The sequence below is a fragment of the Bacillus nitratireducens genome, from assembly GCF_001884135.1.
Classification (GTDB): Bacteria; Bacillota; Bacilli; order Bacillales; family Bacillaceae_G; genus Bacillus_A; species Bacillus_A nitratireducens.
In genome coordinates this window covers 13,204-36,144 of sequence record NZ_MAOC01000069.1, presented here as the reverse complement: position 1 = coordinate 36,144, position 22,941 = coordinate 13,204, and the positions used below count along the sequence as shown (strand labels likewise).

The window sequence follows — 22,941 nt, the reverse complement described above, 5'->3', positions numbered from 1 at the left end:
TTTAAAGTGAGTGATATGATGAGAAAAAAGGGAGGACCTCTTATTAAGGTGAAGCGGTTTTACGTTTCGTGTTCGAATAGATTCATAGAAATTCGCTCCTTGTGAGAATGGTTATTTGTATATTCGGGATAATTAAGTGAAAATCCTTTGAAATTATAAGGGAAGGCAGTTGTTTAATGAAAAATTGGATGAAGTTTACAGACAAAGAGAGCGATCAAATATGGGATAGGGTATATAGTGATTTTGAGTTTTCACCAAGTATTTCTATATTCCCATCATTTAAAGTGCCAAGTCCTTTTGTTACATATGATATTTCTCATTACTTTGGAGAATCGATAGATTTAAATGTATATGATGATTTGGAAGAAAAAGCATTACTAGTTTTTAAAGAAAATACAGCAGCGAATGAATATATTATGGTACTTGATTGGCAACATGAGTGTTACTGGGTGAATCCACACATAGAGTTTGAAAGAAATGAATTTGATGAGTGGACAATCCCGATTTTTCCAAATGGAGATTACAATTTCTTTATTCAAAAGGACTATAAGTGGGGGTATTTAGGCCATCCTTGGGAGAAGAGTATAACGATATTTGGAAAAGAATTAATAGAGAGCTTTGAACAAAGTAAGCCAGAAATGTTTCAAAATATTTTAAGGCAGGGCTAATGTTTTAAAGAGAAAAAACGCTTATACTTCATTTTTGAAGCATAAGCGTTTTGTTTAAAATACTTAAAAAGAAAAATCTTTTGGTAAAGTACCATTTTTTATCACCGTTCTTAACCCATGTTTTATAATCCAAGGGTTAACAGGAAGCTGTTTATCACGTAATTGTTGTAACCATTGAAAAACGAGTTCTTTATCTTCTTTTGTAATATCGTTAATATGATTGGCTACTGATTTTTGGACATATTTAGAAGGGTCATTCATTAATAGCTCAAGTAGCTTTAAATTATTTCTAAAGTCACCTTTCAGAGCTCCTATTTTTTTAGCCCAAGGAAGTCTAGGTCTAGTACCCTCTGAAACTAATCTCCTAATGTGGCTGTTTTCGTCATGAATCCACTGTTGTAATATGTCTAGTGTGTCTTCATGATATTTTTCAAGAAAAGGCCGAATGGCATATTCAGCAGTATTCCTTTTTGTTATTTCATACATTGCGTTGAAAGAGGATTCAAAATCGTTAAGCCCATATTTTTCAACGTATTTTGCGATAGGCATGTACATATATCCGTTTGTAAATGTGCCTACTTCTGTTGTATTTTCTGGTCCCAATGTTTTCAGTAATATATGTATTGCTTCATTAAAATCTTTTTGTAATGCATTGTGTAATTCATCTGCTATGGCTTCTATACGTTGCTTTAACTCTAAATTTTCAACTTTATATGTTACGGAAGATACAAAGTTTATTTTAGAGAAATTAGGATCGTGTTTACAAATAGAATCAGCCATTTTTTCTGCTAATTCTTCGTTGAATAAAAATTTTAGTGGAACATATTTGCCCATTTTTTCACCCCATTGGTCGGATAAAAACAAAGTTTATTTTTTAATCGACAATCCATACACCAAAGTCTCACTAGGAGTCGTAATACTAAAACCTGTCGTTTTATAATCAAGTTTCACGGTATCACCAGTGTAGTCTTTCGTAAATGAATCCATTTGTACGATAAGCTCCGCATCTTCATATACAACATCATCTGCATGATATGTATCCCAAATTAAATCGACATCAACGAAAATGCTACAAGAGTTTGTCATTGTCCCTCTAATGCGAATAATCTTTTTGTCTTCACGTTCTAATCTATGTATAGCAACTTTTGCTTCATCAGTAATACGAATGTTCATGTGATCCCAACCTTTAAGTGTATTTACTTTATTATTGCAAAAAGATAAGAAATAGGGAAGTAAATGGGATTGTAATAAAAAAACGAGCAAACAAATTTGTTTGCTCGTTTTGCTATACTCTATTTTAGTTCACATTTATCAAGTGGAATTACTTTCGTTTTCTTAGTAAATTTATATCCTAACCATAGTACTAAGAAGAGTGGTAAACCGATATAAGAAACGAGTACACCGTTCCAATCGATAGATGCTCCCATAAATGCGCCGTAGTTTTGTCCTAAAATAACGATAACACAAAGTGTAAATGCAAAGATTGGACCGAACGGGAACCATTTTGCTCTATACGGTAAATCTTTTAAATCTTTTCCTTGTGCAACATAAGCTTTTCGGAAACGGTAATGACTAATAGCAATTCCTACCCAAGCAATAAACCCTGACATTCCAGAAGCATTTAATAACCAAATGTATACAACACCGTCACCGTATAAAGAAGCGATGAAAGCGACGCTACCAACTACTGATGTTGCGATTAATGCGTTAACAGGTACACCGCGGCTATCTAATTTGCCTAAGAACTTTGGTGCTTTTCCTTGACGAGCTAAATCCCAAAGCATACGAGTTGATGCGTACATTCCAGAGTTACCAGCAGATAGAACTGCAGTTAAAATAACAGCGTTCATAACAGAAGCAGCGAAGGCAACGCCCGCTTTTTCAAATACTAGTGTAAATGGACTTACTGTAACATCACTTGCTGCAAGGCTATCAGTCGTATAAGGAATTAATAAACCGATAACAAGAATTGCTAAAATGTAGAATAATATAATGCGCCAAAAGATAGAACGAATTGCTTTCGGAATATTGCGTTCTGGATCAGCAGTTTCACCAGCAGCCACTCCTAATAATTCAGTTCCTTGGAATGAGAAACCAGCTGCCATAAATACACCGATAATTGCCATGATGCCGCCATTAAATGGTGCATCTGCAACAGTGAAGTTTTTAAAACCAACAGCTTCACCGCCCATAATTCCAAAAATCATCATAAAACCGACAATTAAAAAGATAATAATAGTAACGACTTTAATAAGTGCGAACCAATATTCAGATTCACCAAAACCTTTAACAGATAAATAGTTTAAGAGAAAAATAATAGCTAAACAAAGTCCACTCCAAATAAGAGAAGGGGTATCTGGGAACCAAAATTTCATAATTAATGTTACGGCCGCTAGTTCAGCAGCGATCGTAATCGCCCAGTTATACCAATAATTCCATCCAAGTGCAAAACCAAGTGATGGATCAACAAATTTTGTTGCATAAGTGCTAAAAGATCCAGTAACAGGCATGTAAGCTGCGAGTTCTGCTAAGCTTGTCATTAAAAAATAAACCATAATTCCAATTGCGGCATATGCGACTAATGCACCGCCAGGACCAGCTGAATGGATAACACCACCACTGGCAAGAAATAATCCGGTACCGATTGTACCACCGAGAGAAATCATCGTAAGGTGACGAGATTTTAATCCGCGTTTTAATTCACCTTGTCCTTGTGTAGTTTGCGTTTTAGAGGTAGATTGATTTGTTGCGCTATTCATGTTCAACACTCCTTTTCTTGTAGGTTAGGAAGGAGCGGGGGAGAAAAATACAAAAAACCGCCAAAGTAATTAGGCGGAACGTTTCACAAATAACCACCCCATCATACCCTTCCGTTAAGATAGCACCCCACGTTTACACGGTAATTTTGTAAACGTGACAGTTCTGTTCCTTTCGGAGACAGCCCCAGCTCATATTTCCAGAGAAGAAATATAAACTTCGGCAACTTTTCCTTTCAAACGGAGTCAGTGACATTCTCTGTGTCTCGTCCATTTTACTTTTAAAAGTCGCAACCTCTACCTCATCGGATTGATGAGGATTTATATATTGCTAAGATATTTAATATATGGCAATTGTAATGACTTTCTGAATATATTGCAAGGAATTTTGTTAGGAAAAGTCAAAAAATATCGGTTATTGTATAGGAAACGCTTGCATAACTCCACCCGAACCTACTATTATGTAGCAATAAGCAAAGAAAAAATTGTTATACAAATGTTTCGCAAAAAATAATGAAAAACCCTTTAAAATTAAAAGAAAATTCAGAAAATATAATTCGACATAACTATCAGAAGGGGATTATTCCTTAAATTCGATTCAAATAATAAGTATAAATCCGATAAATAGAATGAATATTCTTTTTATTTCTGATAAAATTGAGGTATTGTTTAATTGAAAAGGGGATATCATTATGAAATTAGAAACGGAAAGATTACATATAGTACCGTGTACAGAAGAATGGATTCAAATTGCGGATAATCAAGGATACAATAGTGGTCCGCATATGGTAGGATATATAGAAAATGTGAAACGAGATGCGGCTTCATTACCGTGGGGACCGTGGTATGTTATTCGAGAAGAGGATGACGTAGTTCTAGGTGATATAGGATTTAAAGGGAAACCAAACGAGGAACATACGGTAGAAATTGGTTACGGATTTATTGAGAAATATTGGAATAAAGGTTATGCAACAGAAGCAGTTAGTGAATTAATGAAATGGGCTTTTCAAACAGGCGAAGTGGAAACGATTACAGCAGAGACACTCCTTGATAACTATAGCTCCATTCGTGTATTAGAGAAATTACATATGAAAAGAGTAAATAGTACTGAAACGATGATCAATTGGAAAATAGATAAATAAAAGATACCGCTCGAAGTAAATCGGGCGGTATTATTATTAATTATGGTAGCATTTGTTTTTGATCTTTCGGATAGCCAGCTGTCGATTCGTTAGAACGATTGGAATGATTACGAACAGCAATGAAAATAGAAATAATAACGACAAGACCAACTGCAACGTAAGATAGTGAAATAATAGTTGGATCCACTTTAAATGTAGTAAGTAGTGTACGAATGTTTGTAAAGATTATAAGGCCACCAACTAATACGCCAAGTAAATGAGAAGGAACGATGCGTACTAGCCATGCAGCGATTGGTGCCGCAACGATACCACCGAGCATGAGAGAAAATACCCAAACCCAGCTTACTTGTTCCCAGCCAAGTGAAATGAAAAAGCCAATCGTTGCAGCGAGTGAAACAGGAAATTCACTCGTATCTACAGATCCAATAACTTTTCTAGCTTCATTTCCTCTTGCAAGAAGAACAGGTGTCGTAATCGGCCCCCAGCCACCACCACCAGTTGAATCGACGAATCCAGCGAATAAGCCAAGTGGTACAAGTTGTTTTGCAGACATACGTTTATTTGAAGCAACAATTTGTTTTTGAATGAGGAATCGTAATAAAATATAAACCCCTAAAGTAAATAAAAATATGGAAATGTACGGTTTAATTACATCACCAGGTAAATTGCTTAAAAAACATGCCCCAATAAATGCGCCAATTGCTCCTGGTAATGTAAGCCTAGAAACTGTATATTTATCAACGTTTCCAAATTTGATGTGAGATGCACCAGAAGCGGCAGTTGTAACAACTTCAGCTAAATGAACTGATGCCGATGCAACGGCTGGTGCGATACCAAACATTAATAATAGTGAGGTAGACGTTACCCCGTACGCCATACCAAGTGCACCATCGATCAATTGAGCGAAAAATCCGATAATAGCAAAGACAATTAATTTCTGCATAAATAATCCCCCTGTAATAATAAATGAAAAAGACACTTTTCCCGTATGAGAAAAGTGCCTTTGGTTTTTCCAATCAGCAATAATTAAATTTGTTTTATTATAATACATATTAATCGTATAAATCAACTAGGTTTTAAAGTTTTTGAATTGAATGAAAGAAAAATAAAATATACAATAAAAGGATGGAGAGAAAGGGGAGAAAGAATATGTTAGCATTTGACCATCTTGTTCATGCAGTGCATGGTACACCAGAGGAAGCGGCAAAACAAATGCAGGAGCTTGGATTTCATACTGCACTAGGCGGAGAGCATACGAACTGGGGTACTTGGAATAGTTTATGTTATTTTGATTTATCATATATAGAATTTTTAGCAGTTCAGCATGAAGAAAAAGCGAAAGAAGCAGAAAATCCATTAGTGCAGGAAACGGTTGTTAAATTGCAAAATGGAGAAGGGATGCTACAAATCGCAATTCGAACAAATGAAATTGAAGAACTAGCAGTGAATTTAAGCAAACATGGCTTACAAACGATTGGACCATTCGAAGGGAAACGTGTGAGAAAAGATGGCCGTCTTTTAGAATGGAAAATGTTATTTGTAAAGCAGGAAGAAAGTGGACCGAAATTACCTTTCTTTATACAGTGGAATGAAACGGATGAAGAAAGAAGAAACGATTTATGTAACATAGGAACAATCACTGAACATAAAAACAAAGTACAAGAAATTGAAACGATTCATTATGCGGTGAAAAGCGTTCGAGAAACAGTGCGGAAATGGAAAAAAGTAATGGAGCTAACTGCAAGCTCAGTCGTAAAAAATGAAGAATGGAATGCGGAATGTCAAAGTGTATCGTTTGGTGACATTCATGTGCAGTTTTGTGAACCAATTGGAGAAGGGCTAGTACTAGAACGTTTGAATCATCATGGCGAATATCCATTTGCAGTGGAGTTTAAAGGTGAAAATAAACGAGAGCATGAAGTGCTAGGTAGTTTGTACATATATGAATAGAGGTGAACTTTGTGGAAGAAATTTTAAGAGAGATAGAGAGAAAAATAGAGTGTCCTCGTATTGTGAAATGTACATCTATTACAAAAGGGTTTTCACATGAAGAGAAATATAAAGTTGAATTAGAGAATCGAGAAACGTATTTTGTCAAAGTGTGTGATTCTGCTAATTTTGAACGAAAACAAGAAGAATATACGTATATGAAACAGTTGGAGTCATTACATATCCCGACGCCAAAATTAATTCATTTCATAAGACTCGAAGAATTAAATAAATGCGTTCAAATATTTGAATGGATTAACGGTGTAAATGGAGAAGAGAGTTTAGGTAAGTTATCGGTGAAAGAGCAGTATGCTGCGGGGAAAAGAGCTGGAGAAGTTTTAAAGAGAATTCATGCAATAGAAAAAGAGAATGTCATTGGTTCGTGGGAAACGTTTCGGTGGAACAAGTATGAGAGATACTTGAAAGCATTAGCAGACTTTGAGGTAGACTTTCTCGATATGAAGCCAGTATCAACCTTTGTAGAGGATCATAAAGACTTATTGAAAAATCGTCCTATCACATTTTTACACGATGATTACCACCCAGCAAATAGTATGATTCACAATAAGGAGTTTATCGTTATCGATTTTGGTGGATATGATTTTGGCGATCCAATACACGATTTTTATAACGTAGCGATTTTTACTACAAGAATAAGCAAACCATTTGCGGTTGGTCAAGTTCACGGTTATTGCGGAGGTGAACCTTCACTTCATTTTTGGAAACTGTATTCATTATATGCAGCAATGACATTCCCAGCGGATATCGTATGGACAAACCGAAGCACGCCACATTTAGTAGATGATATGAAAGAGAGATTAAACAGAATTTTAGAAGATCATAATCATTTTTCATCCTATATTCCGAAATGGTATCAATCACATCATGTGGATATAATAAACAATAGATAATGGAGGGGTTCATTTGGATAAAATAGCGGTAATTTCAGATGTTCATGGTAATATTCCGGCATTAGAATCTGTGCTGAAAGATATTAAATTAAGAGGAATCGAGCGCATTATTTGTCTTGGAGATTTAGTAGGAAAGGGTCCTCATTCTAGCGAAGTAATTGAAATCATTCGTAAAGAGTGTGAAGGAGTTGTTATGGGGAACTGGGATGATTTCATTACAAAACCGACTGAATTTGAATCGTTAAAATGGCATCAAAAACAATTGTCAGAAGAACAAAATGAGTATTTAAGAAGCTTACCATTTTCAATCGAATTTTTTATGAGCGGCAAACTCATTCGTATGTTCCACGCTTCACCAAGAAGTTTATATGAAAGAATTCAACCACATGCAACAAGAGAAGAGCGTATTAGTATGTTCGAAAATAGTGAGCTCACAGAGAATATAGAAGGGGAAAGAAAACCAGATGTCGTTTGCTACGGTGACGTTCACCAGGCGTATGTGCAAAATTTTAGAGGGAAAACGTTATGTAATGCTGGTAGCGTAGGAAATCCTCTTGAAATTACACAAGCTTCCTATTTAATTTTCGAAGGAACTTACAATGAAAAAGAAGCAGCGAGTTTTTCTATTCAACTCGTACGTGTACCGTATGATATTGAATTAGCAATTCGATTAGCGGAAGAACTCGATATGCCAGAAATCGAGGAATACAAGCAAGAATTACGGACTGCTTTGTATCGAGGGTTTAAGGGGAAGTAAGGAAAATATAATTCAATAAAAATATATCAATGATTTTTCAAAATATCGACTTACCAACAAACATTGATGAAGTTTATTTATTATAATTTTATTATGTAAACAGAATTACAGGAGGGAATGTCATGCTCCGAAAACAACGTATTAAAAACATTGTAGATCATATTTTTAAATTAAACTTAACCCATCCAATAAGAGTTGGAGTAAGTGGTATAACAGCTTCAGGAAAGACAACATTTGCAAATGAACTGGCAGAGGAAATGATAAAACGAGGAGTACAAGCAACACGCGCAAGCATTGATGATTTTCATAACCCGAGAGTGATTCGCTATACACAAGGCAAAGAATCAGCAAGAGGGTATTATGAAGATGCACACGATTATACAGCTTTCAAAGAAAGGCTATTAAAGCCTTTAGGACCTAACGGGAATTTGCACTATGAAACGATTTCTCATAACTTAATAACGGACATCCCTGTATATAATACGCCGCTAGTGGCACCGCCAAATATGGTGCTAATAGTAGATGGAACATTTTTATTGAAAAAAGAAATTGAGTATCTATTTGATTATAAAATTTTCGTAGATACAGATTTTGAGATTGCGAGAAAACGTGGTGCAAATCGGGAGACTAAAGCTTTTGGAAGTTATGAAGAAGCAGAGAAAATGTTTATAAACAGATATCATGCGGCTTGTAAGATGTATATAGATGAGCATAATCCGAAAGAATGTGCGAATGTTATATTTCAGAATAGTAATTTTGATGATCCGGTAGTTGTATTTAAAGGAATTTAAAATCGTTTATATAGCAAATAGTTCGTGAAAGGGGATGTGTTGGGTGGATAAAAAAGATAATCCGAACGATTGGCCTGTATGGGCGAATGAGTCAGTAGAGATAGTTAATGCGAATCCTGATTGGCAAGATAAAGGCCGATGTGAAGAACAGCAACTTTATGAACTACTTACTCCTCTCGGTATTAGCAAAGTAATACATATAGGCAGTACATCCATACCTGGTTTATCTGCAAAACCTATCATTGATCTAATGGCTGAAACAGACTCATTTGATAGAGTACTAGATATTTCAGCAAAATTGGCTATATATGATTGGCATTATGTAGGCCCGGAATTAGATGAAAGACCTTGGAGAAGGTTCTTTGTGAAAGTGAAGAGTAATAGGCGTGTAGCTCATCTGCATTTGATGGTTAAAGGAACTGAGCGATGGGAGCAACAACTTTTATTTCGTAACCGCTTACGAGAAAATCCACAATTAGTTTATGATTATTCAAATTTAAAGCAAGAGTTAGCTAAAAGGTTTAACCAAGATAGAGAAGCATACACAAAAGCTAAAGCAAAATTTATTAAACAAGTTCTAAAATAATTCGAATTTTGATTGTAACTACGTTTGAATATGAATGAAAAAACATACTTTATTTTATAACCTAAACTTACATGAAATGCATGTAAACAAAGTGAGAAGCTTTGGTGTTCCAATGTATTTCCTTTTATTTCTCGGGAGAAATTTTATATAATTGAATCAAGTTCATAGAAAGATAGGGACTAAAGCTATATTAAAAGTTGACTTGATTTTATGAGGGAAATTACAGGGGATAAGGCGAAAATAAGTTAAAAAACGTAAAAAGGGGACAGGGAATATAATGACAGAAGTACTAGAATTAAAAGAAGAACTACTACAAATTAAAAATAATAATTATGCTGTGCCAGAAGACGTAGACGCATATCCATATGCACAGTGGATGCTAGATTATATCGGATCACCTGATGCTGAATTACGTGATGATTTGATATATAGTACGCTTCACACATGGATTACAAATGATGTATTTAGACAAAAAGAATTACGAGGATTAATGTTACAAGCGATTAGTCCTGATTATTTATTTTATAAAATTGGTGAAAAGGGAACTGATTCTGTATTTAAACGTGCATTCTCCGTATTAATTCCGCCACTTATTTTATCTGTTCATGAAAGAGAACCGTTGTTATCTGAAGAACAACTGTACAGTGTAGCAGAACAAGTTCTGGAATATGTCTATTTAGAAGAAGATGTAAGAGGTTACGTAGAAGGAAAAGGTTGGGCACATTCTACGGCTCATGCGGCTGATGCACTAGATGCGTTAGCACGTACAATACAAAATCGTGAGTTTTCATATGCAATATTAGCTGCTGTTCGTCAGAAGATTCGATTGAATGATTACGTATACATACATTTTGAGGATGAGAGATTAGTAGCGCCAATTATGTCGTTACGAAACCAAAATCTTTTAACTGAAGAAGAGTGGGGCAACTGGTTACATAGTATAGCAATTGTTGAAGACATCCCGCATCCTCAGTATGATATTTTAGTACAAAATATTAGAGCCTTCTTAAGAAGTTTATATTTCAGAGTTTTAGAGACAGAGGGTAGTACAGCCTTTACAGATGATATATTGGAGACTTTGAAGGATTTGCGTAGGTATTAAAAAAAGCATTTGAATTGGAAATTTTAAAAGAAATCCATACTTAGAAACAAAGAGAAAATATTAATTTTGAAAAATTTATTAGAAATTTATTTTTAAATTGTACCCTTTCAGTATAGGCTGAAAGGGGTGTCAAATGAAAAAATTATTGAAGATAGTAAAGATTATATTTTTTGTGTGTAGTAGCATTATTTTCCTTGGAACAGGCGCTGTATTTATATATCATAACTATCAATTAAGAATGGAATCGAAATTAATGAACAATGAAGGGGAAATTGTTAATTTCAATAATAAAAAAGTGAATGTTTATAACGAGGGGAGCGGGAAGGATACGTTTGTATTTATGGCCGGATCTGGAATTGCCGCTCCTGTTTATGAATTGAAAGGATTATATAGTGAATTTTCGAAAGAAAACAAGATTTCTGTAATTGAGAGGGCTGGTTATGGATACAGTGATGTTTTTCATGATGATAGAGATATTGATACGATATTAGAACAAACGAGAAAAGCGCTTATTAGAAGTGGGAATAAACCTCCCTATATTTTAGTGCCACATTCTTTATCGGGTATAGAGGCTATTTATTGGGCACAAAAATACTCAAGTGAAGTAAAAGGGATTATTGGATTAGATATTGGTTTACCTAATCAGTACGTAACTCATAAAATAGAAGAGGTTGATTCATTAATAATAAAAGGGATGAATATTTTAACGAAAATTGGTTTTCAGCGATTAGCTCCTTCTATTACTTATAATCCCGAAGTAATTCAGCAATCCTTTTTAACCGAACAGGAAAAAACTATTTATAAAGCGCTCTCATATAAACAAGCTTTTAATGATGATATGAAGCAAGAACTTTTACAAAGTTACAATAACAGTAACAAATCTAATTCCTTATCATTCCCAAAAGAAACACCAATTTTATTTATAGATGCGATTGCTAGGGAAAATAAAAACTCGAAATATACAAAGCAAAAAAACAGAGATTATGAGGAGTTTGCTAGCAAGTTATTGATAGCTGATGTGAAAAAAATTGAAGGTACACATAGTATTTATTTACACGCTCCTGATGAAATATACAAACTTGCAATGGATTTTATTAATAATAAAGTGGTGAAGAACTAAACTATTGTTATTTTAGTGATGGAAGGTCTACATAATGAAAGAATATAACATATTAATTGTTGAAGATGATTTGATGATAGGAGATTTATTACAAAAAATTTTGCAGCGTGAGAAGTATAAAGTGTATTGGGAGAAAGAAGGAAAGAATGTTCTTGATGTAATTCATGAAATAGATTTAGTCATAATGGATGTTATGTTACCAGGTGAAGATGGTTATCAAATTACAAAAAAAATAAAAAATCTAGGATTAAATATTCCAATCATATTTCTATCAGCTCGGAATGATATTGATAGTAAACTAAAAGGTCTTACCATTGGAGAAGAATACATGATAAAACCTTTTGATCCTCGAGAATTATTGTTAAGAATTCAGAAAATGTTAGGTAATCAATATGGTACTTTCGCGCAAATTAAACATTTATTTATAGATGCAGAATATAAAAGGGTTTTCATTAATGGTTTGCGTGATGAAGTTGTGTTTACAGCGATTGAGCGAAAAATATTTTTCTATTTGTATGAAAATAGGGATAGAATTCTAACAAAAGAACACTTCTTTGATTACTTATGGCAACTCGAAGATAGAAATCAAAATATCATGAACGTACATATAAAGAAAATTAGGACCAAAATCGATGATAAAACAGGTAACATTATTCAGAACATATATGGAGAAGGGTATAGATTAAATACCTTTATGAAGAAATGAAATTAAAGAAGAAATATCAGTTATTACTATTCACTGCTATTATTAGCGTACCATTGTTATTACTATCGATTAGTATCTTTGTATCAGTAATTTATAATGTTGCCTTTAAAACTAAAAACAAGAACATTCCTTTTCATGAATCCTTTGCATATCCTACTATGTTAATCATATTTTTATTATCACTATTAGTATTAGCTTTTGTATTTTCAAAATCAATTAATACATTATTAAATAAAATTAATGTATTAAATCAAACGATTCGAGATTTAGCAAGTGATAAAAAAATTCCAAATATAATAGATGTCAAAAGCGATGATGAGATGGGGGAACTGATTAAATCAGTAAACTTGCTTATAGAAAGAACGACTTATCGAGAATTAGAACTACAACAACAGGATCAAATAAAAAAGGAACTATTAAATAAATTACGGCATGATATTAATACACCCTTAACAGCGGTTAGATTACAATTATATTATTTAGAAGGCGAATACGAAGGACAAGCACCGGTACTTGAATCAATGTATGGGCAGATACAATATATAAGTGATTTAACTAACGAATTTAATATGCAATCTACAGAGACATTAGAGAATACTTATATTGTGAAGGATGAAGTGAATATACAAAATTTAATAGAAAACATGGTTAAAAAATGGAGCTATTTGTATAGCATTCATAAAATTGAATTAGTATATAATCCACAAGATAAAGAGTTGGTATGGAATAGTAATGAGTTATGGATTCAAAGGCTATTCGATAATATTTTGCAAAATGTGCTTAAACATTCACATGCTAAAAAACTTGAGATCCTCATAGGCAATGATATTGTTTTCTTTAGAGATAATGGGATTGGCTTTGATATAAATGTCAAAGGAACGGGAATAGGATTAAAAAATATTGAAGATATATCAAAGATGTTCAATGTAAAATACACTTTACAATCAAATAGTGAGGGGACTATGTTTTCATTTGAAAACACTCAAGTTTTAGAGAAAAGCACATAAAACCAACACCTCACAACCATACTAATAAAATGTGTTGGAGGTGAAATTTATGGACAAAAAAGACTTTGAAAAAGTTTATAATGATTACTTACATCAAGGAGAAGAGCAAGCGCAATTTGAAGTAGGCAATGAAGTCAATTCAGGAGCAGAACAAATTGTTGCCGTTCGTAAAAATGATGATGGGGATTTAATTGCTTTTAAAACAAGTAGCGGAAGAGAGTTAGATTATATAGCTGCTCTTAGTGAAGCGAAATCAGGGAAGTTAGCTCATGTGGACGTATTTCATAAGTATGGTAGAGATATTATACGTAGTGAACCTGATGGGATAAAGGAAAATAACTTAGATAATTTACCTTCATTTTAAACAGGTAAACCTCAAGAAGAGAATGTTCATTTGGATATTCTCTTCTTTGTTTTGCGAAGTTTTCCTTGCAAATAGACGGTTCATTTTTAAAGTGCGATTATACTTTTAAAGAGCGCTCTAAACTTCTCTTTATCTTCTGCTGTAAATGGTTTTGGCCCTTTTGTACGCTTGCCGCTTTTTCGAACCATTGCACTTAAATACCGTGTTTGTAACAATTGTTCAATATTTTCATTCGTATACTTATAGCCTTTATGGTGTAGAACGATACAGCCTTTTGCTAAAGCGAGTGAAGCAAGACCGTAATCTTGGGTTACGATTAAATCTTCTTTTTTTGCTAACTGCATTATTCGGTAATCCGCAGCATCCGCTCCGGAATCAACATAAATTGTTTCTACTCCTGATGGCTGTTCCGCATTAGAATAATGAGAAAAGCTAGTAACGAGGGTAACAGGAATTTCAGCATTCGTAGCTTCATAAATAATCACATCTTTTACAGGACAAGCATCTGCATCAACGTAGATTTTCATTTTTATCACTCCTAAAACTAGGTTCGTGTTGATGATAATGGTAGATTTAGGTTTTGTCAAACGAGGAATTTGTATTTTAATTTACAAAAATTGTATATATTTAAAATTATATGCTAACATATAATTGATGGAATAATAATAATTTTTAGAAAGAAGGAATGGAATGATTTATAAAGCAGATAACAATGTAAGGAAAAAGTTAATTGGGATGTTTGGGAATTTCGATAGTACTATTGTACTTTCCTATCTCCAAGGGCATATGGGAAGTGCGTGGGTAGACAATCCTGAAAATCCAACTGTTGCTCAAATAACTGTAGGAATTTTTGTGTTTTACGCAGGGAATCCAAACGCAGAAGAGGCGGATGAATTACTATATAATCTACCTGATTTTACTCTTACCATTGTTGATTCGGATGAATGGAAAAAACGGATAGAGACTGTTCACAAAGGATCAATTGAGAAGTTTCAAAGGTTTAGATTTAATAAGAACCCCGGCGATTTAGATAAAGAATACATACGGGATATTTTGTCTACATTACCGCAAGATTATGAAGTGAAAAAAATCGATAAAGATATAGCAAAGTCTTCTTCATTCCATGCACTATCAGAAGATTTTACTAGTCAGTTTAATTCAATTGATGATTTTATTGATAGGGGCGTAGGGTACGCCATTTTAAATGAAGGACAAGTTGTTTCTGCTGCAACATCATTTAGTATATTTGATGATGGAATCGAGATTGAAATTGCGAGTCATCCTGAACATAGAAGAAAAGGTTTAGCTAAGATTGTAGCATCTGCACTTATATTAGATTGTTTAGATAGAGGGAAATATCCTAGTTGGGATGGAGCAAATTCTGAATCTGTTGAACTAGCAAAAAAGATAGGCTACACTTTTAAAGAATCTTATGATACATATTTTATTGAAATAAAAAAATGAACCAATACAAGTACATAAACTAAAGTGGTTTTTAGTTTATGTACTTAGTTAAAAATTAATTAAATTCTATTGACGATATGTAAGGATGCTACTTATTTTCCACAAACCAAAATAGCCTCACGTAAACGAGAAATACCTTCCTCAATTTGATCAATATTCACTTTTCCATATGATAAACGAATATAACCATCTTTCGCACCGAAAATACTACCGGGCATAAAGGCGATTTCTTGTTTTAAACTCTGCATAATAAGTTGTTTTTCGTTTATCGGTTCGTTTAATTTTCCCCATATGTATATACCACCGGTCGGGTTTGAAAAAGAGATTTTATCGTGAAGTTGCTCGTTTAGGGCGCGAACGATAACGTCTCTTTTTTCTGCTAGTTGTTTTCGTAACGGTACGATATGAGACTGAAATGGTACAGTTTCGAAAAATTGCTGCATAAGCCACTGCGGGAAAATGCTCATACCTAATTCCATTTGATGCCTTGCGTCGGATAACCTTTCTACTACAGACTGCGGAGCGACAAGCCAGCCAACTCGTAAACCTGGTGCAATCATTTTAGATAAGGAATGTACATAAATGACTGTTCCATTTTCATCAATTGATTTCAAAGTAGGGCAAGGTTGTTTCTTTTCTAGCGTAAGTAAACTAGAAGGGTCATCTTCAACAATCGCAATTCGTAAGTCTGCGCAAAGTGATAATAGTTTTTTTCTACGGTTAGGATGAAGCATTGTGCCCGTAGGATTTTGGAAGTTTGGATTTAAAAAGATCATTTTAATACGATGCTTTCTATATAATTCTTGCACATCGTCTGGATTAATACCGTGTTCATCGACAGGTAACGGGAAAATACGGATACCTGCTGATTGGAATAACGGTAAGGAATAACAGTGTGAAGGACTTTCGAAAGCAACTGCATCACCTGGATTTAATAAACATTGCACGATAAGGTGAAGTGCTTGTTGTGCGCCAGATGTAATCATAATGGATTGTTCAGTCGCTTCAACTTTTAAATATTCCTTCATATATTTTACGACCGCTTGTCTGAGCGGGAGATAGCCTTGCGGGTGATCATAACTTAATGAATGAGTTAACGGTTGTTCTCGTAAAATTGATTGTAATTGATCGTGAGGATAGAGGTTACAACCGAGCTCTCCATTTGCAAAATCTATAATATTTTCATTTTGTTGTACCTCCGCACGAATATGGCGAAGTAACGGTAAGTTTGGTAAAAACGTGCCACCTTCTACAAAATTTCTCCAGTTCGGCGTTAATGTTGGAGAAACGCCCCACATATGTGTACTTACACGTGTACCTTTACCAGTCGTACTTTCTACAATTCCCATAGCGCGTAGCTCATTATAAGCAGTTGTTACTGTACTTCGGTTTACATTTAACTGTGTAGCTAATTTCCGTTCTGAAGGGAGGAAGCTTCCTGGAGGAAGTTCTCCGTATGTAATACGTTTCTCAATAAAGTCAACAACTTGTTGATAAATTGGGATTTTACTGTCGTTATCTAGCTTCCATTCCATACAAACGCCTCCGCATCTCTTATATACATTAAGTATAACAAATTGGCTGGGGAAAAAAACAGCCAATTGGACGGTGTTATATCCAGCCAATTTTACTATGCTAAATATGGAAGGGGAGATTCGGATGAAACGATGGCAAATGGAATGGCTCCTAGTATCAGTAGCATTAGTATGGGGAGCAAATTATACAATTGGAAAGTATGGCGTGGCATATATGTCATCCATTCAATTTAATAGTTTACGATTTTTAGTAGCATCACCGGTATTATTACTTATTACTTTTATGATGGAACGCTCATTACGTATTGAAAGAAAAGATTGGTTACGATTAGTAGCAGTCGGTATCGTTGGTACGGCAATGTATCAAACGATGTTTATGCTATCTGTAAAATATACTTCAGCAACGAACGCCTCATTATTAATTGCGATGTCACCTATTTTTACAGGAATATTAGCAGTATTACACAAACAAGAACGTTTTTCGATAAAAGTACAAATTGGTTCAATAATAGCGTTTATTGGTGCAGCATTCGTTTTATTAACAGGGCATACAGGAGGAGCTACATACGAGTATGCATGGCTCGGAAATGTAATTGGATTAGTCGCAGCAATTGCGTGGGGATGGTATCCAATATTAGCACAACCTCTTATTACAAAATACTCCGCAATGAGAGTCACATCATGGTCTACTTTAATTGGAATTGTACCTCTCGTTATATACTGTTTATTCAACGTAAATTCTTTAACGTGGCCAGTAGATACGCCAAGCTGGGGTTCTCTAGCATATTCAATCGTCTTTGCGACAATCTTCGGACTTGCAATGTGGTATGTCGGTATTAGTAAAATTGGCTCAACGAAAGTAATGGTTTATATGTATCTAGTACCATTGTTCGCAGTTATCTTTGCAGCTGTAACAATTGGAGAGCAAATCAATATGATGCAACTCGTTGGCGGACTTATTATCTTTATCGGCTTATATGTTGTAAAAAAAGGCGGAATCAAAAAGCCAGCTCTCAATTTGAAAAAAGTAAGCTAACAGTAAAAAGGATCTCTTTCATATAGAAGGAGATCCTTTTTTATTTCGTAATAAAAGCGCTTGTTCAACGGCCCATTTTTGATGATCATGAATGAGAATTTCTACAGCAAGTATAGGAGACATCCACTTTAAAACATGATCCTCTTCACAGTTATCAGTTTGCTGATGTACCATGTTTGCGCTATAAAAGAACCCATCGTTTAAATAATATGTATCTTCCTTTTCTGCATAAAAATATCGTGCTGCATTACCGATATATTGATCCATTTCAATTGCCCATCCTAATTCCTCTAGTAGTTCACGATGCAAACATTCTTCTTTTGTTTCATTACCTTCCATACCACCACCAGGTAAAAAGTAACGGTCTCCTTTTTGGATAACAGCAATCATTGAAGAAGATGAATGGAAAATAACCGCATAACAACTAGGTCTTAATACATAATGAACGGTATGTTTTTTCGAGCCAAACGTAAGTTTTGAAATCATAAAACACGACCTTTCTCTATAAAATACATAAAAGGGATATTAAGGTAAATACAGAATGGTATAAGTATAATCTTAATGGATTGGAGTGGTAACAACATGATAAATCGAAAATGTTCAAGGTGTAAAGAGATAACGGGTACAATACATGGGGGTAAAAAAATTAAGGAAGAATTTTAATGTGAGGACTGTTTGCAAAAAGGAATTGCGAGCGGAGAAATCGAATTATCACAAGTGGAGCAAGAACAAACTTCTTATCTTTCTATAAAAATATTAAAAATAATGAGTGTGATTTATTTAATAGCATCTATTTTTATGGCTTTTTCAACCGGTCCATTTATACATAATATAGGATTTGATGAAATGTCAATTTCAGGATCAGAATTAGGTTTAATAAGTATAGTTATGCTAGGTTCTCTATTCCAGTCTGTTCTTGTATTTTGCGGGATATGGGTATTCATCCTATTAGTAGAAACAGTCATTAAAATTTATGAAAAAATGAAGTGAGTGAGAGGGAGAAATACATGCGAGTAAGGAACATTCAAGGGGAAGATTATGTTAAGATTCATTCTGTTTTAAATGATTGGTGGGGCGGGAGAGACATGGCTGCCTTGTTGCCAAAATTGTTTTTCGTTCACTTTCAAGAAACGAGTTTTATCATTGAAGAAGATGGCGAAACGTTAGGTTTCTTATGTGGATTCTTTTCACAAACATATAAAGATGAAGCATATGTTCATTTTATCGGTGTAAATCCAAAGTATAGAAGAAGAGGAATCGCATCGACATTGTATTCTTATTTCTTTGATGCCGCTCGTGCAAATAACCGTAAAGTTGTAAAAGCAATTACGTCACCAATTAATAAAAATTCGATACAGTTTCATCAAGAAATCGGTTTTCGAATCGAGGCTGGGGATGATGAGATAGAGGGTGTATCGGTACATACAAATTATGATGGGAACGGCGGTAGTAGAGTGCTATTTTTAAAAAATGTGTAAAAGGAGGCTAGCTTAACGTTAGCCTTTTTGTTGTGAGGAGTGATAAATATGGAGAGTTCTCAAAGTAGAAACGAGTATTTACGACGTGTTTATAAAGTGCAAGACTATATAGAATCACATATAAATGATTCACTTTCAATTGAAGATTTAGCTAATGTGGCAGGCTTTTCAAAATTTCATTTTCATAGAATTTTTAAAGGGATGATGGATGAGCCGTTATCTCGGTATGTGAATCGTTTGAAATTAGAGAGGGCAACACACCTTCTTACTTATCGTACAGATATGACGATTACAGACATTGCGTATTACTTCGGGTTCACAGATTCAGCAGTTTTCTCCCGGACATTTAAAAGTTATTACGGAGTAAGTCCGTCTCACTATAGAAATCACAATAGCAAGAAGTGCAAAGACGTTAGCGAAGATTCTCAATACAATGAGTGTAAGAAGGTTCGAGGAGAGGTCGAAATTGTAACAGCGGACAACGTAAACGTCGCATACATAAGACATGTAGGTACATATAAAGATTTAGCTATAGATTTTCCGAAAATGATAGAAAAACTATTTCATTACGCATCGGAGCAAAACTATCATGTATTTGAGGATACGAAAATATTAACCATTTACCACGATCATCATGAATTTACTGAGGACTATCATTTAAGAACAAGTCTATGTATAACAATTCCAGATGAGTCCGCAGTAGAAACGAGCGACATTGGAATAATGGTAATACCTTCAGGCAAGTATGCGGTAGGTCATTTTGAAATATTCCAAGATGAATATAAAGGAGCATGGGATTTCTTATACGGTGAGTGGCTTCCAAATAGCGGATATAAGCCGAGAGATTCGTATCCTTTTGAAGTATATAGAAATGATCCAAGGCAGTACCCGGAAAATAAACATATAGTTGATATATATGTACCTATCGAACCTTTTTAATCATTGATTAAGGGGGAAGAACGATGCAAACTGCTGAAAAGTTAGATCAGATTATAAAAGAAGAATATGAAAATGTTAATGGTATGTTAGTAGTACAGAAAGGTAATGTTATTTTTGAAAACTATTATAACGGTCACGGTCCAAATGATGCATTTCATATAGCGTCGGTCACAAAAACGATAATCTCTGCGTTAATTGGGATATGTATAGATAAAGGATATATCAAAAGTGTAAATCAAAAAGTAATAGAGTTTTTTCCTGAATATAATCTTAAGGCATCTGAAGTAACAGTTCGGCATCTACTTACAATGACAGCTCCATATCCTTATATAGACTGGCAGGAACCGTTAGAAGAACTATGTACACAAATGGACTGGGTGAAGTATACGTTAAATAGGGCAGGAAAAGGTGGAGAAATTGGACCTTTTAAATATTCATCGGCAGGCGCACATGTACTATCAGCAATTATTACGAGTGTAACAGGAAAAAGTGCGCGTGAATTTGCGAATGAATACTTATTTCAGCCACTCGGCATGAGAGAAATTCCAAACTACAATATGAAAGCATTTGGATTCGATGACTTATTCGGAAAAGATGTAAAGGGATGGGTTCACGATCCAAATGGAATTTCGACGGGCGGCTGGGGACTAATGTTAACAGTTAAAGATATGGCTAAGTTTGGACGATTATATTTAAACGCAGGTACTTATGAGGGGAAACAAATTCTTTCAAAATCATGGGTAAAAGAATCAATAGCGATGAATCCGAATCAATATGGCTACTTATGGTGGTTACGAGAAGAAGATGGTATCTTTTCATATTGTGCAATGGGCGATGGTGGGAATATGATTTGCTGCGTACCAGAGAAGGAACTGGTGGTGGCGATTGCTTCTGAAGTCATACCGAATGCAGGGGATAGATGGAAGTTAATTAAAGAGTGCATATTTCCTTATTTAAAAGATTAATATGGTTATTTTTATAAAAATAAGAATGAAAGGTTTAGTTAAACTTGTTTTGTTCTTCATGATAGAAAAAAGTGTTTTATTAACCAAGTTGTTCAACTAAGATTAGAAAACTTCAACACCTATACGATTATTGAATAATTGCAAGGTGTTGAAGTACTTTATAATTTGTTTAGGTACTTTTAACTATTTTTTAACTTTTCGATGTATTAGATACATCATGCCAAACACAATTGCCAGCAAGATAAATTTAATTAATTCCATTAGGCTAAAATCCCATTTCGTTTCTACTCCATCTGTTAAATAAAATACATTAAACATACCGTGTAAAATAGCGGGTGGTATTACAGAACGACCATACTCTCTCATATACGTCAAAATTATAGATAATATAAATAATAATGATAGATAGCTTAATATTCCTACAAACCATAATTCATAGTTTTTATAAAAGATTGATACTGGTAAATGCCATAAAGACCAAAGCGATGCAGTAATGATTGCTGTTTGTTTTAATGAATATTTTTTTCGTAAATGGTAATGAAAATTTCCACGCCATATGATTTCTTCTAAAAATGCAGACAAAGCTGCAATTGTAAGACCAATGAGTAGGAGAAATCCCAATTCATTGCAGTGATTAAATAAGAACTGTATATTATAAATATAAAAATAGAAATGGAGACATAGACCTAGAAGTAGTGGGAATAAAATGGAGAAAATTAGTGATTTTAATGTTGGACGTGAAATGCCAAATGTATGAAAAATTTCTTGTTTCTTATATGCTTTTTGATATAAAAGAACGGCTAACAACGGAACAACCATCGTGAAACCCAAATAACTACGACCATTTTCTATGTTTAGCAAAAAGATATAAAAGAACGATGTGAGAGAATAAATGTAAAATGTTGAATGATAAACTATGTTTTTATTAATATTTATCACCTACCTAAGTACGTATAATTTGTTAATCAAATATTGGATATTTTAATTATATATGAAATGGAAATAGACAGAATGAATATTTTCATATTGTTGATTCTAGTAATAGAGAAGGGGATTAAATTATATCTCTTTTTTTTGCTAGTATAGTAAGAGATAGAAAGAGACTTCACTAGATGGATAAAAGGCGTTGTTTGAAAGGTGAGGGTATGATGACAAAGTCTAATGTTGTAGAAATCATTTCAGCATTAGTAGCTATTATCGGTGTGTATGTACTAATAAATGCACCAGAAATGGGGAGTAAGGCAGCAAGTGAATCTGTTGCAGAGCAGGGCGGTCATATGGATACAAGTACGTATTTAGCTTTATTACAAGGATATGGAAATTCTTATACAATTCTAGGTGCGATTTGTTTATTTATGGGGTTGCTTAGTTTGATTTCGATAATTTCAATTCAAATGTATAAAAGTAAATGGGGGTTGAAAAAAAACAATGCTCCTGTCAATTTGATAGGAGCATTGTTTTTATGAAAATCAGCAGTCAATTTTAAAAATAGCGTAATTTAGAATTTATGTCATTTTGGTAGAGTAAATGTAAAAAATACGTAAAAACGTTAATTGAAAGAATATTCTAACTTTTCTGTTGTTTTTTCTTATATAATGAGGTCACGGTCCGAAAATAGTTAAATA

General features: G+C 34.1%; 27 protein-coding genes and 1 riboswitch. Of the genes, 19 read left to right on the top strand and 8 right to left on the bottom strand.

The features are described 5' to 3' along the window. The first annotated feature begins 176 nt into the window (after positions 1 to 176). Positions 177 to 668 carry a DUF2716 domain-containing protein gene (locus BAU23_RS18085; protein ID WP_000800541.1) on the top strand — a complete coding sequence of 164 codons (492 nt, stop codon included), beginning with the start codon at positions 177 to 179 and terminating at the stop codon, positions 666 to 668. A gap of 63 nt (positions 669 to 731) precedes the next feature. Here BAU23_RS18085 and BAU23_RS18080 read toward each other — a convergent pair whose 3' ends face one another. From BAU23_RS18080 to BAU23_RS18070, 3 genes are all read right to left on the bottom strand, one after another. Further along, a complete protein-coding gene (locus tag BAU23_RS18080; RefSeq protein ID WP_000521701.1) occupies positions 732 to 1,502 on the bottom strand; it encodes a DNA alkylation repair protein in 771 nt (256 codons plus the stop codon). A 33-nt stretch (positions 1,503 to 1,535) separates the two neighbouring features. Further along, positions 1,536 to 1,841: an iron-sulfur cluster biosynthesis family protein gene (locus BAU23_RS18075; protein ID WP_001026200.1), complete on the bottom strand. Its 306-nt coding sequence runs from the start codon at positions 1,839 to 1,841 to the stop codon at positions 1,536 to 1,538. Positions 1,842 to 1,960: 119 nt separating this feature from the next. Next, entirely contained in the window at positions 1,961 to 3,427 is a 1,467-nt protein-coding gene (locus BAU23_RS18070; RefSeq protein WP_001083392.1) for an amino acid permease, read from the bottom strand. A gap of 112 nt (positions 3,428 to 3,539) precedes the next feature. Further along, a riboswitch (Lysine riboswitch) is annotated at positions 3,540 to 3,732 on the bottom strand. A 384-nt stretch (positions 3,733 to 4,116) separates the two neighbouring features. Here BAU23_RS18070 and BAU23_RS18065 point away from each other — a divergent pair. Then, the gene (locus BAU23_RS18065; RefSeq protein ID WP_071734931.1) at positions 4,117 to 4,566 is read left to right on the top strand and encodes a GNAT family N-acetyltransferase; all 450 of its coding nucleotides are present in this window, start codon (positions 4,117 to 4,119) and stop codon (positions 4,564 to 4,566) included. 40 nt (positions 4,567 to 4,606) lie between these two features. Here the strand turns inward: BAU23_RS18065 and BAU23_RS18060 are convergent, their stop codons facing one another. Further along, entirely contained in the window at positions 4,607 to 5,617 is a 1,011-nt protein-coding gene (locus BAU23_RS18060; RefSeq protein ID WP_002076481.1) for a sulfite exporter TauE/SafE family protein, read from the bottom strand. Between the two features lie 98 nt (positions 5,618 to 5,715). Between BAU23_RS18060 and BAU23_RS18055 the strand changes: the two genes are divergently transcribed. The 10 genes from BAU23_RS18055 to BAU23_RS18010 all read left to right on the top strand — a co-directional run bounded on the left by BAU23_RS18055 (position 5,716) and on the right by BAU23_RS18010 (position 13,899). Beyond that, positions 5,716 to 6,516, top strand: a complete 801-nt coding sequence (locus BAU23_RS18055; protein ID WP_016129796.1) for a VOC family protein — start codon at positions 5,716 to 5,718, stop codon at positions 6,514 to 6,516. Between the two features lie 11 nt (positions 6,517 to 6,527). Continuing rightward, entirely contained in the window at positions 6,528 to 7,466 is a 939-nt protein-coding gene (locus BAU23_RS18050) for an aminoglycoside phosphotransferase family protein (protein WP_000391245.1), read from the top strand. A gap of 13 nt (positions 7,467 to 7,479) precedes the next feature. Then, the gene (locus BAU23_RS18045) at positions 7,480 to 8,223 is read left to right on the top strand and encodes a metallophosphoesterase family protein (RefSeq protein ID WP_000357663.1); all 744 of its coding nucleotides are present in this window, start codon (positions 7,480 to 7,482) and stop codon (positions 8,221 to 8,223) included. A 122-nt stretch (positions 8,224 to 8,345) separates the two neighbouring features. After that, on the top strand, positions 8,346 to 9,014 hold the full coding sequence (locus BAU23_RS18040) for a nucleoside/nucleotide kinase family protein (protein WP_071734930.1): 669 nt from the start codon (positions 8,346 to 8,348) through the stop codon (positions 9,012 to 9,014). A 43-nt stretch (positions 9,015 to 9,057) separates the two neighbouring features. Then, entirely contained in the window at positions 9,058 to 9,600 is a 543-nt protein-coding gene (locus BAU23_RS18035; protein WP_000358203.1) for a GrpB family protein, read from the top strand. 277 nt (positions 9,601 to 9,877) lie between these two features. Continuing rightward, positions 9,878 to 10,702 (top strand): DUF2785 domain-containing protein, encoded by an 825-nt coding sequence (locus tag BAU23_RS18030; RefSeq protein WP_071734929.1) that lies wholly within the window; start codon positions 9,878 to 9,880, stop codon positions 10,700 to 10,702. Positions 10,703 to 10,835: 133 nt separating this feature from the next. Continuing rightward, entirely contained in the window at positions 10,836 to 11,822 is a 987-nt protein-coding gene (locus BAU23_RS18025) for an alpha/beta fold hydrolase (protein WP_071734928.1), read from the top strand. Positions 11,823 to 11,856: 34 nt separating this feature from the next. Next, complete coding sequence (locus tag BAU23_RS18020) at positions 11,857 to 12,528, top strand: response regulator transcription factor (RefSeq protein ID WP_000666450.1); 672 nt, start codon at positions 11,857 to 11,859, stop codon at positions 12,526 to 12,528. Continuing rightward, positions 12,525 to 13,535, top strand: coding sequence for a sensor histidine kinase (locus BAU23_RS18015; RefSeq protein ID WP_000768498.1), 1,011 nt, complete (start codon positions 12,525 to 12,527; stop codon positions 13,533 to 13,535). The genes BAU23_RS18020 and BAU23_RS18015 overlap by 4 nt, the downstream gene beginning before the upstream one ends. Positions 13,536 to 13,584: 49 nt before the next feature. After that, positions 13,585 to 13,899, top strand: coding sequence for a DUF3892 domain-containing protein (locus BAU23_RS18010; RefSeq protein WP_016129792.1), 315 nt, complete (start codon positions 13,585 to 13,587; stop codon positions 13,897 to 13,899). A gap of 86 nt (positions 13,900 to 13,985) precedes the next feature. On the opposite strand, the gene BAU23_RS18005 is transcribed toward BAU23_RS18010, so the two are convergent. After that, positions 13,986 to 14,426: a YaiI/YqxD family protein gene (locus BAU23_RS18005; RefSeq protein ID WP_000708786.1), complete on the bottom strand. Its 441-nt coding sequence runs from the start codon at positions 14,424 to 14,426 to the stop codon at positions 13,986 to 13,988. 163 nt (positions 14,427 to 14,589) lie between these two features. Here BAU23_RS18005 and BAU23_RS18000 point away from each other — a divergent pair, with 163 nt between their 5' ends. Next, positions 14,590 to 15,363 carry a GNAT family N-acetyltransferase gene (locus BAU23_RS18000; protein WP_071734927.1) on the top strand — a complete coding sequence of 258 codons (774 nt, stop codon included), beginning with the start codon at positions 14,590 to 14,592 and terminating at the stop codon, positions 15,361 to 15,363. A gap of 92 nt (positions 15,364 to 15,455) precedes the next feature. On the opposite strand, the gene pdxR is transcribed toward BAU23_RS18000, so the two are convergent. Then, positions 15,456 to 16,898 carry a MocR-like pyridoxine biosynthesis transcription factor PdxR gene (pdxR, locus tag BAU23_RS17995; RefSeq protein ID WP_016129790.1) on the bottom strand — a complete coding sequence of 481 codons (1,443 nt, stop codon included), beginning with the start codon at positions 16,896 to 16,898 and terminating at the stop codon, positions 15,456 to 15,458. Positions 16,899 to 17,022: 124 nt separating this feature from the next. Between pdxR and BAU23_RS17990 the strand changes: the two genes are divergently transcribed. Then, the gene (locus BAU23_RS17990) at positions 17,023 to 17,934 is read left to right on the top strand and encodes a DMT family transporter (RefSeq protein WP_071734926.1); all 912 of its coding nucleotides are present in this window, start codon (positions 17,023 to 17,025) and stop codon (positions 17,932 to 17,934) included. An 18-nt stretch (positions 17,935 to 17,952) separates the two neighbouring features. On the opposite strand, the gene BAU23_RS17985 is transcribed toward BAU23_RS17990, so the two are convergent. Further along, on the bottom strand, positions 17,953 to 18,420 hold the full coding sequence (locus BAU23_RS17985; protein WP_000623998.1) for an NUDIX hydrolase: 468 nt from the start codon (positions 18,418 to 18,420) through the stop codon (positions 17,953 to 17,955). A gap of 189 nt (positions 18,421 to 18,609) precedes the next feature. Between BAU23_RS17985 and BAU23_RS17980 the strand changes: the two genes are divergently transcribed. The 4 genes from BAU23_RS17980 to BAU23_RS17965 are packed head-to-tail and all read left to right on the top strand — an operon-like array spanning position 18,610 to position 21,316. Next, positions 18,610 to 18,924: a DUF3980 domain-containing protein gene (locus tag BAU23_RS17980; protein WP_083583378.1), complete on the top strand. Its 315-nt coding sequence runs from the start codon at positions 18,610 to 18,612 to the stop codon at positions 18,922 to 18,924. A 17-nt stretch (positions 18,925 to 18,941) separates the two neighbouring features. Continuing rightward, on the top strand, positions 18,942 to 19,412 hold the full coding sequence (locus BAU23_RS17975; protein WP_016129786.1) for a GNAT family N-acetyltransferase: 471 nt from the start codon (positions 18,942 to 18,944) through the stop codon (positions 19,410 to 19,412). 48 nt (positions 19,413 to 19,460) lie between these two features. Then, complete coding sequence (locus BAU23_RS17970; protein WP_000446062.1) at positions 19,461 to 20,351, top strand: AraC family transcriptional regulator; 891 nt, start codon at positions 19,461 to 19,463, stop codon at positions 20,349 to 20,351. A gap of 23 nt (positions 20,352 to 20,374) precedes the next feature. Beyond that, on the top strand, positions 20,375 to 21,316 hold the full coding sequence (locus tag BAU23_RS17965) for a serine hydrolase domain-containing protein (RefSeq protein WP_001192446.1): 942 nt from the start codon (positions 20,375 to 20,377) through the stop codon (positions 21,314 to 21,316). 183 nt (positions 21,317 to 21,499) lie between these two features. On the opposite strand, the gene BAU23_RS17960 is transcribed toward BAU23_RS17965, so the two are convergent. Beyond that, a complete protein-coding gene (locus BAU23_RS17960; protein ID WP_071734925.1) occupies positions 21,500 to 22,255 on the bottom strand; it encodes a CPBP family intramembrane glutamic endopeptidase in 756 nt (251 codons plus the stop codon). A 173-nt stretch (positions 22,256 to 22,428) separates the two neighbouring features. Here BAU23_RS17960 and BAU23_RS17955 point away from each other — a divergent pair, with 173 nt between their 5' ends. Beyond that, positions 22,429 to 22,782, top strand: coding sequence for a hypothetical protein (locus BAU23_RS17955; protein ID WP_071734924.1), 354 nt, complete (start codon positions 22,429 to 22,431; stop codon positions 22,780 to 22,782). Positions 22,783 to 22,941 lie beyond the last annotated feature (159 nt).

What these genes read in the sequence shown, in the direction of transcription:
- BAU23_RS17955 (WP_071734924.1), top strand. Translation starts at nt 22,429, where the DNA reads ATGGATAAAAGGCGTTGTTTGAAAGGTGAGGGTATGATGACAAAGTCT.
- BAU23_RS17990 (WP_071734926.1), top strand. Translation starts at nt 17,023, where the DNA reads ATGAAACGATGGCAAATGGAATGGCTCCTAGTATCAGTAGCATTAGTA.
- BAU23_RS17975 (WP_016129786.1), top strand. Translation starts at nt 18,942, where the DNA reads ATGCGAGTAAGGAACATTCAAGGGGAAGATTATGTTAAGATTCATTCT.
- BAU23_RS17970 (WP_000446062.1), top strand. Translation starts at nt 19,461, where the DNA reads ATGGAGAGTTCTCAAAGTAGAAACGAGTATTTACGACGTGTTTATAAA.
- BAU23_RS18025 (WP_071734928.1), top strand. Translation starts at nt 10,836, where the DNA reads ATGAAAAAATTATTGAAGATAGTAAAGATTATATTTTTTGTGTGTAGT.
- BAU23_RS18085 (WP_000800541.1), top strand. Translation starts at nt 177, where the DNA reads ATGAAAAATTGGATGAAGTTTACAGACAAAGAGAGCGATCAAATATGG.
- BAU23_RS18040 (WP_071734930.1), top strand. Translation starts at nt 8,346, where the DNA reads ATGCTCCGAAAACAACGTATTAAAAACATTGTAGATCATATTTTTAAA.
- BAU23_RS18020 (WP_000666450.1), top strand. Translation starts at nt 11,857, where the DNA reads ATGAAAGAATATAACATATTAATTGTTGAAGATGATTTGATGATAGGA.
- BAU23_RS18055 (WP_016129796.1), top strand. Translation starts at nt 5,716, where the DNA reads ATGTTAGCATTTGACCATCTTGTTCATGCAGTGCATGGTACACCAGAG.
- BAU23_RS18030 (WP_071734929.1), top strand. Translation starts at nt 9,878, where the DNA reads ATGACAGAAGTACTAGAATTAAAAGAAGAACTACTACAAATTAAAAAT.
- BAU23_RS17965 (WP_001192446.1), top strand. Translation starts at nt 20,375, where the DNA reads ATGCAAACTGCTGAAAAGTTAGATCAGATTATAAAAGAAGAATATGAA.
- BAU23_RS18010 (WP_016129792.1), top strand. Translation starts at nt 13,585, where the DNA reads ATGGACAAAAAAGACTTTGAAAAAGTTTATAATGATTACTTACATCAA.
- BAU23_RS18060 (WP_002076481.1), bottom strand. Translation starts at nt 5,617, where the DNA reads ATGTATTATAATAAAACAAATTTAATTATTGCTGATTGGAAAAACCAA.
- BAU23_RS18065 (WP_071734931.1), top strand. Translation starts at nt 4,117, where the DNA reads ATGAAATTAGAAACGGAAAGATTACATATAGTACCGTGTACAGAAGAA.
- BAU23_RS18015 (WP_000768498.1), top strand. Translation starts at nt 12,525, where the DNA reads ATGAAATTAAAGAAGAAATATCAGTTATTACTATTCACTGCTATTATT.
- BAU23_RS18070 (WP_001083392.1), bottom strand. Translation starts at nt 3,427, where the DNA reads ATGAATAGCGCAACAAATCAATCTACCTCTAAAACGCAAACTACACAA.
- BAU23_RS18000 (WP_071734927.1), top strand. Translation starts at nt 14,590, where the DNA reads ATGATTTATAAAGCAGATAACAATGTAAGGAAAAAGTTAATTGGGATG.
- BAU23_RS18005 (WP_000708786.1), bottom strand. Translation starts at nt 14,426, where the DNA reads ATGAAAATCTACGTTGATGCAGATGCTTGTCCTGTAAAAGATGTGATT.
- pdxR (WP_016129790.1), bottom strand. Translation starts at nt 16,898, where the DNA reads ATGGAATGGAAGCTAGATAACGACAGTAAAATCCCAATTTATCAACAA.
- BAU23_RS18075 (WP_001026200.1), bottom strand. Translation starts at nt 1,841, where the DNA reads ATGAACATTCGTATTACTGATGAAGCAAAAGTTGCTATACATAGATTA.
- BAU23_RS17985 (WP_000623998.1), bottom strand. Translation starts at nt 18,420, where the DNA reads ATGATTTCAAAACTTACGTTTGGCTCGAAAAAACATACCGTTCATTAT.
- BAU23_RS18080 (WP_000521701.1), bottom strand. Translation starts at nt 1,502, where the DNA reads ATGGGCAAATATGTTCCACTAAAATTTTTATTCAACGAAGAATTAGCA.